Here is a 12,548-nt window from a genome sequence, read left to right on the forward strand (position 1 = left end):
TCCGCGGATGACTTCCACACGACGGTGGCTCCTGACCACCTACAAGGGCACCGGCCACGCCGACACCTACAAGTGGACCCTGCCCGCATGGGCAGGGACCCTCCCCGACGGCCGCAACTACAACACCTGCCCAGGCGCTTCTGCGTGCGCCCCCCTCTGCTACGCCCGTACGGGCACCTACCAGTTCCGCACCGTCAAGGCCGCCCACGAGGCGAACCTGATGATGGTCCTGGACGACCTGCCCGGCTGGGAGGCGGCGATGACCGCCGAGCTCCAGCACAAGCGCTACCGGGGCGGTAAGTACGTCCGCTGTCACGACGCCGGCGACTTCTTCAGCCCGGAGTACACGGCCGCCTGGATGCGTGTGATGCGCTCCGCCCCCGACGTCACGTTCTACGCATACACCAAGAGCGTTAGCCTCTTCCGCGAGTGCGTGGAACCGGACCCGCCCGCCAACTTCAAGTGGGTGTACTCCCTCGGCGGCCGCGAGGACCACCTGATCGACCTCGAGACCGAGCGGCACGTCGACGTCTTCCCCGACGAGGAAGCCGTCGAGGCGGCTGGCTACACCTCCCGGGGCGACCTGGGGGACCTGATCTCGATTCTCGGCCCGCAGAAGGTGGGACTGCCCGCCAACGGCATCAAGCACCTGCAGAAGCGGCAGGGCACCAAGCGGTTCAGCGAGCTGCAGCGTGAGCGGAACGCCCGACGCCGTGGCCCCGGCAAGCAGTTCGGCAGCGGACAGCCGTAGGGAGCCCTGTGAAGACGATCATCCACGTCAATCAGCACGTCATCCGGCGGAACCGGCAGCACGGCGAGAACGAGCCCGTCCTGACACTCAAGACGTACAAGGACAACCGCTACGCCCATACGGCGATCATCCGAGACGCCAGCGGCAGCGAGGTTGCGCGCATCGTCTACCAGCCCGACCGGCCGTTGTCCTGCGGGGCGCGCGTGTGGATCGAGACCCACCACGCCGTGGAAGCGCAGTAACAGGGTTCAAGATCATTCTTGCCCAATTGGGCAAGCGCCCCTCCCCCGGCAGCACGCGACCCAAGACGGCCCCGTGCCCCATCCTTCGCCGCGCCACCGACCCAGAAGGGAACAACCCCATGCTGCACAAGGAAGACGGGACGCTGATCAAGAAGTCGGCGTTCCCCGCATCCGCCGTCCCGGACGTCCCCATGCGGATCACCGAGGACGTGTACGAGTCCAAGGCGTACGGGCCCGGCGACGGCCGCGCCGAAGGCTCCCGGTTCCACCTGCTCTACCAGGCCGGAACCATCGTCCCCCAGTCCGAGATCGACCGCCTCTACGCCCCGGCCGCGACCGTCGCGACCGTCAGCCCGACCACCGGCCCGGCCGCGGGCGGGACCACCGTCACGATCAAGGGCACCCGCCTCGCCGGCGTCACCGCGGTCAACTTCGGAGCCACCCCGGGCACCGAGCTCAAGCGCGTCTCCGACACGGAGCTGCGCGTGAAGACCCCGGCGGGCGCAGCGGGGGCCGTCAACGTCGTCGTCGCGGCCGACACCGGCAACGTCACCAAGTCCAACGGCTTCACCTACGCCTGATTCCCCTGACCCGGGCGCCCCTCCGCACCACTCGAGGGCCGCCCGGGTCACGCGCCGCCAGGCCGGGGCACGGCGCGACACAAGCAGCGTCCGGTGTGCAGGGTGCGCGTCGTCCGGACACGAACCCCGAGAGGGAGCCACCCATGGCAGGCACCACCCGTACCCGTAAGACCGCGGCCGCGAAGACCGAGGAGGTATCCGACTCCACCACCGAGGCCGCCGAGGAGACCGCGCCCGCCGTCGATGAGCAGGCCCCGGCCGACAGCGCCGCGAAGGCGCCCGAGGCCGCACCGCTCGAGCCCCCGGCCGTCCAGGAACCCCCGGCGGCCCCCGCGGCGCCCGTCTACGCCACTCCCACCGAAGTCATCCCCGACGAGGAGAACCTCGCCGAGGTCATCATCGACGACTCCACCAAGCAGCCCCCGGCCGACATTGACTCCGTGTTCGTCCCGCTCACCGAGTACGGCTCCGTCCTCGTGTGCACCGTCCGCCTGGTCGAGAAGACTTACCTCGGACCGCACCGCAACCCGGTTCACCGGCTCCTGCAGCCCGCGGGCGCCCACGTCTCCGAGGGCGTCGCCGCGCGCATCACGGAGCGCCTGCGGGAACAGGCCGCACGGCTCACCGCCCAGGCCGAGAAGTAAGGAGCCGTGGGGTGTTCGACTACAGGCCCATGTACGGCGGGGCGCACTACGACCCCGAACCAGCAGGTGGACAGGTCACCAGCGTGTCCCTGTACGCCGGTCCGGACCGCACCACCTCCGTGGCGGCCGCCGGACCGGCGACCCGGCTGCGCGCCGGCGTCTACCGGTTCATGCTGCCCGACGTGCCTCCCGGCCGATACTGGGCCACCGTCTCCTTCACCCCCAGCGAGGGGGCCCAGCCCGTCAAGGATGAGTCCGTACGCCTGGACTTGCCCCTCGGGCTGGGTCTCGTCGCCTCCCCCGAAGCGGTCGCCAAGGAACTCGGCGTCCCGCTCCCGCTCAGCGCGGAGCAGCGCGACGACCTGCTCACCGCTATTCGGAAGGCCCAGGCGGACGTTGTCGGATACCTAGGCCAGCCCGTCATCCCCCAGCTCGTCACCCGTACCGCTCTGACGCCGTACATCGGCGGGAACGACCGGCTCGAGGACGCCGCCTCGTGGCCGGTCGACGTCGACGACCTGGTCCAGGTCTCCACCTACCGCGTCCGCACAGATGGTGCCTACGACGTCGACTTCCTCGTCGGCCTCGACGGCGCCGCCGTCGATCCGATCGTCCGGTACGTGACCACGCACGCCGCCGAGTCCGAACGGCTGCGCCCTGGCGGTGTCGGATCCCAGGGGCGCCGCGTGTCCTCCGTCAGCGCGGAGGGCCAGTCGATCTCTTACGAGTCGGCGCCGACCACCGGTCAGGCCGGAGCTCTGCCCGAGCTCACCAGCCTCGCCCGCTGGAAGCGCCGCCTGTTCCAACCCCTTGGCCGGCCCGCCCGCCCGCCGTGGCCGTACTCCTCGGCCCGCGGCCGCTGACGAAGGGAGCTGTCATGGCCGTCGTGCTGCCGAACGCGATGCTCACGGCGTACGCGCTCGCTCACCCCTGGGCGCGCGACGCCAACGGCGTGCCCGTCCCGCCGAACCCGAACCAGAAGCCGGCCCCGCGCGGCACCTGGCCCGGGTCGGTCCTCGAGCAGCCCGACGGATCGTGGTCGGTACGGCTCGACCCGCAGGCCTGGCCGGTCAAGGACGGCGACACCATCTCCGACGAGACCGGCCGGTCCTGGACCCTGTCGAGCACCCGCAACCACGCCGTCGCCGGCTGCCCGGATGTCGACTACGTCCAGGCCGTCGGCACACTCAACCCGCCCGAGGTGGCGTGATGGCCGGAGCAAAGTTCACACCCGCGCAGGGCCTCGAGGCACAGCTCGCCCGCATGCTGGCCCCCGCGGTGCAGCGCATCGCCCACCAGGTCGAGACCGAAGCGAAGCGCCTGGCCCCGCCCACCAAGCGCTGGGTAACCCTGGGCGACGACAAGGTCCGCCCGACACACGTCTCCGCCAACGGGCAGGAAGTCCCGGGGAACCTGCGGTTCGCCATCGACTCCATGCGCTGGGACATGGAGCACCGCGGCGTCGGCCCCACGACGTACATGCTCAAGCCGCTCGACGAGAGCTCCCGGGCCGTCGCCAACCTCAAGAACTGCCGGTGCCGCGCACACAAGGACCCACAGGGCATCGCCCGGCACATCAACACCGGACAGCCGGTCGTGGCCGGGAAACGGGTCACGGTCACCGTCTCCGTCCAGGCCCCCATGGTCGTCGAGGCCGAGGTGGGCACCGTCTACCCGGGCAACCTGCGGGCCGACGGCACACACTTCATGTCCCGCGCGGCCGCCATCGTTGCGGCTCGCCGGTAGTTCTACCTGGCGATGTGCTCGATGTCGTGAAGGATCCTCTCGAGGCTCACGACGAACAAAGTCCAACCTTGAAAAGCCGTGCAGTCGGCGCCCAACCTCCGCACTGCGCTTCGACGCTGAGGAAGGGAGCCGGTGGATAGATTGCGCACATACTCATTCAACGTGTTGACCTCTCGAATCACGGCGGACCGATCGATAGACGCAAGACGCTCGTGGTGGACTCGAAGTTCGCGATAGCGATCAAGGGGCATCCACCTCAAGCCAGCGCCCTCAATCAGAGGACGAATCTCGCTGTCCATCTGCTCCCACAGCAGGAGCATCGATTCGATCCACTCGACCAACTCGCGCCCCTCTCCCGTGAATGTTCCGCGGAAGTCGGCGACCCGCTTCTCGTACAGCTCATGCAGCTTCCCCGGAAGTGGAGGATTGCGTTCGAGCCCCTGTCGAATCTCGTCGCCAGTGACGAGAAAACCAGCTACGACCACGCCGTAGTTGGTTCGCGCCTCCGGGCGAACGAGCTGTAGCGCAAGCTCCCGATAGGCCTGTTTGGCGGCCTCAGCCCTGTTTTTGACGGCCCGCCGCTCCATAGCCTCAGCCTGCTTTCCCTGCAAGTGTGAGAGCACAACAAGTGCAGTTGGGACGCCGAAGAGCAAGCTGGTGAAACTGGACACCAGATTGGTCAGGAACCCCCGGTTGTCCCACCAGCCCCGGGTGTCCCCGTAGACCCCCAACGCCGTTGCCAACAGGCCCACCGGAACTGATACGTAAGCCACCCACCGAATTGCCCTCGGTGTATCGCGCCACCAGGCCCGAACAGCCCCGCTCATTTTCCACGCCCCCTAGTCGTTGATCAGCTCGTGACAGTAGCGTGCCCTCTGCTCCAAAGTGCGCACTATGGCTATGAACTCCACTCCCAAGAAGCCCGCCGCGGACACCGCGGCGGAGGAATCCACCGAGGCCGTCACCGAGACCGCCCCGGCCCGCCCCGCCCACAAGGCGACCCTCGTCCCGGACGTTGTCGGCCCCGCCCTCCCCACCGGCGCCGACCCCGTTGCCGTCACCCTGGCGCACCACCACACCATCGACGGCACCGACTACCCGCCGGGCGCCAAGCTCCTCGTCTCCCCGGACTACGCCCACCGGCTGCGCGGCCAGGGCTACGCCACCCCGGCCTGATGAGCGACCCCACCCTGGCGGACGCCGACCCGGTCTCCGCACTCCTTGCCTGGCTGCAGGAACACCCGGCGGTCGCCGACGCGCTCGGCGGCCCCGGCCGGGTGTCCGGGATCGAAGAAGCGCCCTGGCCGCACCTGCGCATCGACCACGGCCCCGGCGGAGACCTGCGGGACATGAACTGGGCCATCTCCCCGGAGGTGACGCTCGAGGTGTACGGCGACCCCGGCGGGTGGCCGGGCAAGGCCGAACTGCGGAAGATCCTGATGCGCTGCGCCCAGGCTGCCCAGGAGCTCGGGGAGGCGCCCCACGTCCCCGGCCAGCCGGTCCTCAGCGGCATCAAGCCGTCCGGACTGCTCGTGTGGTCGCCGCTGGTCGACGGCCAACCCAGGTGGGTCATGAACCTCTCCGTCACCGTCCATCCGTGACGGCGCGACGTTAAGCACCCCGGCTCTCCAAGGTGTCCGCGCCCCACCACCGGACACCAAGGAGAAGCCCGCCATGGCTGGCGAGACCACGAACAACAACGAGATTCTCATCCCCCAGCTCAGCCGCATGTGGCTGGCTCCCGTCGGTACGACCGCCCCGGCCGACGCCACCGTGGAAATGCCCGAAGGCTGGTACACGGTTGGCCTGTTCACCGAGGACTCCCTGAAGTTCAACTCCGAACCGAACTTCGAGCAGGTCCGCAGCGCCCAGTCCTCGTACCCGACCCGCACGTTCCAGACGACCGACGCGGCAACCGTCGAAGTCGACCTGCAGCAGTGGTCCGTCCGCAACTTCAAGGCGGTGTACGGCGGCGGCAGCATCTCGGCCGTCACCCCGGCCGCGGGGGGCGGGAAGCACTACCGGTTCGCGCCACCGCGGATCGGCGGCCGCACGGAGATCGCCGGGTGCATCGAGGTGATCGACGGCGGTAAGCACTACCGGTACGTCATCCCTCGCACGATGCAGATGGAGGGTGTCTCCAAGGAGCTCGCCAAGACCAAGGAGAGCGTCCTGCCGCTGCGCCTGGCCATCCAGGGCGGCGACGACACGGATGCCTGGTACGTCCTGACCGACGACCCGGCGTTCCAGCCCCCGGCGCCGACGATCGCGTCGGTCTCGCCGTCGGGCGGCCCGGCCGCGGGTGGCACCGCCGTGACGATCACCGGTACCGACCTCGGCAGCGTGGCCTCCGTCAAGTTCGGCGACACGGCGGGCACCGGTCTGACCCTCAAGACCGACACCGAGCTGTCCGTGATCTCTCCCGTCGGTACGACCGGCGTGAAGGACATCGTCGTCGTCTCCGCGGGCGGCAACGTCACCAAGGTCGGCGGCTTCACCTACGCGTGACCCAGCCCTGCGGCCGCCCCCCTCTGCCCTGATCCGGCGGGGCGGCCGTACGGCGCGACACAAGCCGCGCAGCGCTGCCACTGTCCGCGCGCTGCCACATCCGGCACCCAGCTACGCACCCCGAAGAGGTCACGCACATGGACACGTCGTTCGCCATCGACCTGGACGCCCCGCGCCGCGAGGTCCAGTTTCCCGACGGCATCCCGGTCAAGTTCCGCGGAGAGCAGTTCCTTTTCCCGGCGGAACTCCCCGTCGACGCCCTCGACCCGATCCTGTCGGACGAGCTCGGCCTGGTCGAACTCCTCGGCGAGGTCATCGAGTCCGCCGACGGCGACGCCGGCGTCGGCGAAGTGGTCACCGCGCTGTTCCGGCGCCCGACCCTGCCGCGGCAGCTTCTCGCCGCGATCCGGGAGACCTACGCGATCCTCCTGGACGACCAGCACGAGGAGTTCAAGAAGAAGCGCCCGTCGGTTCCTGACTACGTGCGCCTGACGATCGGCCTGGTCAAGGTCTACGGGGTTGAGCTGGGAAAGCTCTTTCGGTCGGGCGCCTCGTCCGCGAGCGATTCGCAGACGTCGAGTCTGACCTCTCCCGCTTCCACGGAGTCGATGCACGACGTATCTGGCTTCGTCCCGGACAACCCGGATTCCTTGGACTCCGACGGCTGATCTCTTACGTCGACGGCCTGCCAGACGACTCACGGGTCCGTTCAGCCCCTCTCGGCGGCTGGACCAAGGTCCTCGAGCTCCTGGCGCTCGCTGTCGAGGAGATCGGGCTCCTGGCCGCAGACAAGCGGCGCGAGGAGCCAACCACCATCGTTCGCCCGCCGCGCTCCAACGCCGCGACGCAGAACGGCCCCGGCACACCGCCCCGGCCGTCCCCGTCCGCCCCGGAACCGCAGGCACCCCGCATGAGCGGCCACCGCCAGATGCTCGCCGCCGCCATGCAGAGAGGAATGATCCGAAGTGGCTGAGGGCCTGCAGGCCGGCCGCCTCGACGTGCCGGTCGTCGCCGACCTTTCGGGGTTCGCTGGACGGCTGCGTACGGCCGTCGAGACGGCCGCCGAGGGCCTGGCCGCCAAGATCAAGGTCGAGGTCGACTCCAAGGGCCTGAAACAACGCCTCAAGGAAGCGGTCAAGGAGGCGTCGAAGGGCGTCACCGCGAAAATCCGCGTCGAGATCGACGAGCAGCGGTTCCGCACCACCCTCGACGGCATCCGGCGCCGCATCGACGACACCGACCTGAACATCCCGATCCGCCCCGACGGCGACGGAGACGGCGACAACAGGGGCGGCCTCCTCGCCCGGCTCCGCACACTCCTCACCGGCGCCCAGGACGAGGCCGACCGTAACCCGGTCAACGTCCCCGTGAACATGCGGATGCCGGGCGGCCGCCGCAGTCTGCGGACGCTCGGCATCGGCGCCATCGTCTCCTTGCTCGAGCCCGCGGTCGCCCTCATTGGCCAGTACGGCGCCGGGCTGACCGCGCTCGTCTCCGCGGCCGCGCCCGCGGTCGGTGTGCTCGGCGCGATACCCGGCCTGATCGCCGCGGCGGGCTCCGCAGCGATCGGCACGAAGATCGCGTTCTCCGGCTTCGGGGAGGCGCTCAAGCAGTCGACCGCCGCGGCGCAGATGCTGGCCGCCGACGGCAAGGTCACCGAGGCGCAGCAGAAGAAGCTCAAGCAGGCGCTGGACAAGCTCTCACCGTCGGCCCGTGACGCGGTCAAGGCCGTCTCCTCCCTGCAAGGGGCGTGGAGCAAGGTCCGCATGTCGGTCAGTGACCGGTTCTTCTCCAAGGTCGCCGACGACATCAAGCCCCTGGCGAAAACGGTCTTCCCGCTCCTGAAGGACGCCCTCGGCGACTCCGCGGCGCAGATGGGCAACCTGGCGCAGCGCGGCGCCAAGGCGATGCAGACCGGCCCGTTCCGCAAAGACTTCAAGGCGATAGCGGGCACGAACTCCCGAGTCGTCGGCAACCTGACCGATGGCCTGGCCAACATGGGCCGGGCGAGCATGGACTTCCTGGTGGCCAGCGGACCGTTCGTTGAGCGGGTCGGCCAGGCCACCGAAAGGGCCACCCGGTGGGCTCGGGCCTCCATCCAGGCAGGCCGCGAGACCGGCAGCCTCGCCACGTTCCTCGACCACGCAGGGGACAAGGCGGCCCAGCTCGGCCGCACCACCGGCAGCCTGATCAGAGGATTCGGCGGTGTCGGCCGCGCGGCCATGGACACCGGCAATGCGCTGCTCAACGGGCTCGAGGGCAGCATGCTGCGGTTCGAGCGCTGGGCGAACTCGGGTGCCGGCCAGAAGTCCATGGAGCAGTTCTTTTCGGACGCTGCGCCCGTGTTTCACGAGGTCAACATGATGTTCGGCGACCTCATGCGCGGGATGGGCCGGTCCATGAAGGATGGCGGGATCCTCGACCTGGTCCGGCAGATCCGAACCGAGCTGGGGCCCGCCCTGGGCACCTTCTTCAGCTCCCTCGGAGAGACCGTCGGCCCGGCGGTCATCTCTGTGATCTCGAACATCGCCACGGCGATCGGAGACCTGTCGGCGGCCGGTTCCGGGCTCGGTGTGCTGCTCCTGGCGTTCAGTGGCCTGCTCGAGGTCTTCAACACGCTGATGGGCGTCATTCCCGGCGCGAATACTGTCCTGGCTACTTTCCTGGGCACGATGCTCGCCCTCAAGGTCGTCAGCGGCATTTCGGGCATGCTCCGGTCTTTCGGTACCTCCGTCACTGCTGCGGGTACCTCCGTGCGCACCCTGGGCACCACGATGCGCGGCACCATGGGCCCCGGCGTCCTCGGTCCGCAGATCAACATGTGGCAGCGGATGGGGCTCGCCTATCAGGGCGCCGCCACGCAGGGCAATCGCTTCACCGGAGCGATGCGCGGGATGCGCGCGGCCAACCGGGTTGCCTCCACCGCTATCGGTGGCATCACCTCCGCTCTGGGCGGACCACTCGGTATCGCGCTCGCCGGCGTCACCATCGGCCTCGGCCTCCTTGCCTCCCGCCAGGAAGAAGCCGCCCGCGCCACCCAGGCTCACCAGGAGCGGGTGAAGGCGCTCACGGACGCCCTGGTTGCGTCCGGCGGCGCGATCGACGCCAATGTCCGCGCCCAGGCCGCGCAGTTGCTGCAGGACACCGAACTGGCCGACGGCAAGGGGAAGCTGGTCGATGTGATGCGGAAGGCCGGTGTCAGCCTCGGTGACCTGACGAACGCCTACCTCGGCCAGGGAACGTCCCTCGGCGAGCTGCAGAAGGAGCTCAAGGCCACGGAGGACGCCCACACCCGAGCAACAATCACCGCCGGCAACAGCATCCAGAAGACCGATGACGAGGGCATGGCGGCCATGCGCGCGAAGGACGCCCTCGGCCAACTGAGGGGCGAGCTCGAAGAGGGTCAGAGGAACCACAAGGAACTCGCCGAAGTGCTCAAGCAGTCGGGCACCACCGGCACGACCTCCTACACCCGCCTGCAGGCCGCGGTGCTGGAGTTCAGCAACAAGACCAAGACGGCCGACGAACGGACCAACGCCCTCAAGCGCGCGCTGGACGCCCTCAACGGCAACACCCAGAGCTTCCACGACGCTGAGGCTCAGCTCAATGCCGTGATGCTCCAGATCGACGACACCATGAAGGGAACCACCAAGCGGGCGGAAGGCTGGGGCAAGGCCCTCATCGACAACGACGGACTGGTCAACACCTCCACCAAGAACGGTCAGAATCTCAACACGCAGCTCCAAGAACTCCGCGACGGCATGCTGGGCGTGGCCACCCGGGCAATGGAAGCCGGGGAGCAGGGCCTCATGCCGATGTCGAAGGCGATGGACGAGAGCCAGGGAGCGATGGAGCGGGCCCGCGCGAAAGCCATCGAGCTCGCCAGGAGCATCGGCATCCCCAAGGACGAGGCCAAGGCGCTGGCCGACCAGATGGGGTTCGTCCCCGACACCATCAACACCCTGGTCGTGGCTCAGGGCATTCCGGAGGCGACTGCCGAGATCATCGGACTGCGGGGCAAGCTGGAGAGCATCAAGCCAGGCAAGGCCATCCAGATCACGGCACCCACGGCCGCGGCCCGCGAACAGCTCGAGGCGCTCGGCTTCACCGTGCAGAAGGTCCCCGGCAGCAAGAAGGTCTCCGTTACCGCCCCGACCGGCGGCGCGCGCGTGAACATCGCCGCCCTGGCGCAGGACATCGCGAACGCGCCGGACAAGAAGAACGTGACGGTCAGCGCGATCGTGAAGAGGGCTGCCGGTGAGCTCAAGGGCGTGCAGGACAAGGTGGCTGCCCTCCCGAAGGGTGCGTCGATCGACGTCAAGGCGCCGACGAAGACGGCCCAGGCCGCGCTCAAGGACCTTGGGTACAAGATCAAGAACGTGGACGGCGGCGGGAAGGTCGTGCGGATCACCGCCCCGAACAAGGGGGCGATCCAGCAGGTTCAGGCGATCCAGAGCAAGATCAATTCCCTCACGGGGAAGACCGTCCAGGTCACGGTCCAGTACCACTCGGTGGGCAAGCCCTCCGTGGTCACGCAGAAGGCCGACGGCGGAATCGTCCAGTTCGCCAACGGCGGCATTCACCGCATGGCCGGCCGCGTGAAGGCCTTCGCGAACGGCGCCGAGAAGCACATCGCGCAGATCGCCAAGGCTGGCGAGATGCGGCTGTGGGCGGAGCCGGAGACGTACCCCGGCGAGGCCTACATCCCGCTGGCCCCCTCCAAGCGGAAGCGCTCTGAGGAAATCCTGGACACCGTCGCCAAGTTCTTCGGCGGCTCCGTCGTCTACCCGGAGCGCGCGCTTTCCACGTTCGCCAATGGCGGTGTGAGCAGCAGCAGCCGCGGCCGCGGAGTCTCTGCCGCATCTCGCGCCAGGGCCGTGCAGGGCGGCGCGGCACTCGTCGGCGGCGACCTGAACCTGAACATCGGTGCCGTGGGCACCACGGCCAATGCGCTGGAGGACGCCATGTATCAACTGCGGCTGATCCGGCTGGGAGGTGCACGAGCGTGAAAGACGGGGACTGGTACCTGGGATACGGCACCTACGAGGACTTGCCCGGTGCCGCGCTCACGTTCGGACGTGAGCCGTCCGGGATCTACTGCCTGAAAGAGCCCGAGGTGAAATTCAGCGACCCGGAGGTGGGAGATCAACCGCTGCCCGGTGAGGACGGCATCCGGCTCGGCAGGGACTACCAGCGCTCGGCCACGGTGACGTTCGAGCTCGGAATCGATGCCGTGGACGCACCGGTCGAGCGGTACTACCCAGCGAACTGGCCTGTGGCGGGTCGGCGTACTGGCGACTGGCCGGACAATGCCTTGACGCTCGAACTGCTCAAGAAGCAGGGCGGGCCGTGGCAGTGGAATGAGGACGGGGTCGGCATGATGCGCCAGGTATGGCGTGCCGACGCGCTCCGGCTCAAGCCGGGCCGGGTGGCCTGGCTCCTGCATCGCACGGCGGGTCGGACACGTCGGCTCATCGGCCGGCCGAGGAAGTTCGACGTCGCGGACAGCCGGTTCACGAAACACGGCTACACCCCGGTCGTGTGCGAATTCGTGGCCATCAACGACCAGTTTTACGACGAGGTCGAGAAGACGGCGGAGCTGTGGGACTACTACGTACCGGCCGGGCTGCCGCCGCGTCCGGGCCGGCCCGGCTGGGTACCGCCCAGGCCGGGTGAGCCGAAGCCGCCGCAGAAGACAGCGACGCTGAAGGTGCAGGGCCGCTTGCCCGTGCACCCCGTGATCAAGGTCTACGGTCCGTGCAAGGACCCCAAGGTCACGCTGGGGGGCCTGTGGGCCGTTCAGTTGGCGCTGACGCTCAAGGATGGCGAGTACGTGCAGATCGATGCCCGGCCCTGGGCCCGGACGGTCATGAAGACCTCGGGCAGCAGTAGCGCGTCGGTGGCGGACAAGCTGACCCGGGCCAGTCCGAGGCTGGCCGCGATGACTCTTCCGCCGGGCGTCTGGCTGGCGTCGCTGTCGTACGTACGGGCCACGACGGTGCCGAAGAAGGGGCCTCGGATCGAGATCATCTGGCGCGACGCATACGCATGGTGGTGACCGCAGGACGGTAACCGG

14 protein-coding genes are annotated in these 12,548 nt (G+C 68.8%); 13 read left to right on the forward strand and 1 reads right to left on the reverse strand.

The window, feature by feature from the left end; all coding sequences use genetic code 11:
• Nucleotides 1–7 precede the first annotated feature (7 nt).
• From ACF08W_RS28945 to ACF08W_RS28975, 7 genes are all read left to right on the forward strand, one after another.
• Complete coding sequence (locus ACF08W_RS28945; protein ID WP_392281040.1) at nt 8–751, forward strand: hypothetical protein; 744 nt, start codon at nt 8–10, stop codon at nt 749–751.
• Between the two features lie 8 nt (nt 752–759).
• Nucleotides 760–993: a hypothetical protein gene (locus tag ACF08W_RS28950; protein ID WP_392281041.1), complete on the forward strand. Its 234-nt coding sequence runs from the start codon at nt 760–762 to the stop codon at nt 991–993.
• Nucleotides 994–1,112: 119 nt separating this feature from the next.
• Nucleotides 1,113–1,574 (forward strand): IPT/TIG domain-containing protein, encoded by a 462-nt coding sequence (locus ACF08W_RS28955; RefSeq protein WP_392281042.1) that lies wholly within the window; start codon nt 1,113–1,115, stop codon nt 1,572–1,574.
• A 143-nt stretch (nt 1,575–1,717) separates the two neighbouring features.
• Entirely contained in the window at nt 1,718–2,218 is a 501-nt protein-coding gene (locus ACF08W_RS28960; protein ID WP_392281043.1) for a hypothetical protein, read from the forward strand.
• Nucleotides 2,219–2,229: 11 nt separating this feature from the next.
• Nucleotides 2,230–3,081, forward strand: coding sequence for a hypothetical protein (locus ACF08W_RS28965; RefSeq protein WP_392281044.1), 852 nt, complete (start codon nt 2,230–2,232; stop codon nt 3,079–3,081).
• Between the two features lie 14 nt (nt 3,082–3,095).
• Nucleotides 3,096–3,428 carry a hypothetical protein gene (locus ACF08W_RS28970; protein ID WP_392281045.1) on the forward strand — a complete coding sequence of 111 codons (333 nt, stop codon included), beginning with the start codon at nt 3,096–3,098 and terminating at the stop codon, nt 3,426–3,428.
• Complete coding sequence (locus tag ACF08W_RS28975; protein ID WP_392281046.1) at nt 3,428–3,964, forward strand: hypothetical protein; 537 nt, start codon at nt 3,428–3,430, stop codon at nt 3,962–3,964. Before ACF08W_RS28970 ends, ACF08W_RS28975 begins: the two co-directional genes overlap by 1 nt.
• Before the next feature lie 2 nt (nt 3,965–3,966).
• Here ACF08W_RS28975 and ACF08W_RS28980 read toward each other — a convergent pair whose 3' ends face one another.
• Nucleotides 3,967–4,737, reverse strand: coding sequence for a hypothetical protein (locus ACF08W_RS28980; RefSeq protein ID WP_392281047.1), 771 nt, complete (start codon nt 4,735–4,737; stop codon nt 3,967–3,969).
• 127 nt (nt 4,738–4,864) lie between these two features.
• On the opposite strand from ACF08W_RS28980, the gene ACF08W_RS28985 reads away from it, so the two are divergent.
• From ACF08W_RS28985 to ACF08W_RS29010, 6 genes are all read left to right on the forward strand, one after another.
• Nucleotides 4,865–5,140: a hypothetical protein gene (locus ACF08W_RS28985; protein WP_392281048.1), complete on the forward strand. Its 276-nt coding sequence runs from the start codon at nt 4,865–4,867 to the stop codon at nt 5,138–5,140.
• Nucleotides 5,140–5,565, forward strand: a complete 426-nt coding sequence (locus ACF08W_RS28990; RefSeq protein WP_392281049.1) for a hypothetical protein — start codon at nt 5,140–5,142, stop codon at nt 5,563–5,565. Before ACF08W_RS28985 ends, ACF08W_RS28990 begins: the two co-directional genes overlap by 1 nt.
• Before the next feature lie 73 nt (nt 5,566–5,638).
• Nucleotides 5,639–6,472, forward strand: coding sequence for an IPT/TIG domain-containing protein (locus tag ACF08W_RS28995; protein ID WP_392281050.1), 834 nt, complete (start codon nt 5,639–5,641; stop codon nt 6,470–6,472).
• Nucleotides 6,473–6,609: 137 nt separating this feature from the next.
• Nucleotides 6,610–7,140, forward strand: coding sequence for a hypothetical protein (locus ACF08W_RS29000; RefSeq protein WP_392281051.1), 531 nt, complete (start codon nt 6,610–6,612; stop codon nt 7,138–7,140).
• Between the two features lie 297 nt (nt 7,141–7,437).
• A complete protein-coding gene (locus tag ACF08W_RS29005; RefSeq protein ID WP_392281052.1) occupies nt 7,438–11,481 on the forward strand; it encodes a hypothetical protein in 4,044 nt (1,347 codons plus the stop codon).
• On the forward strand, nt 11,478–12,530 hold the full coding sequence (locus tag ACF08W_RS29010; RefSeq protein ID WP_392281053.1) for a hypothetical protein: 1,053 nt from the start codon (nt 11,478–11,480) through the stop codon (nt 12,528–12,530). The genes ACF08W_RS29005 and ACF08W_RS29010 overlap by 4 nt, the downstream gene beginning before the upstream one ends.
• The last annotated feature ends 18 nt before the right edge of the window (nt 12,531–12,548 follow it).

Source organism: Streptomyces sp. NPDC015144 (assembly GCF_043079735.1).
Taxonomy (GTDB): domain Bacteria; phylum Actinomycetota; class Actinomycetes; order Streptomycetales; family Streptomycetaceae; genus Streptomyces.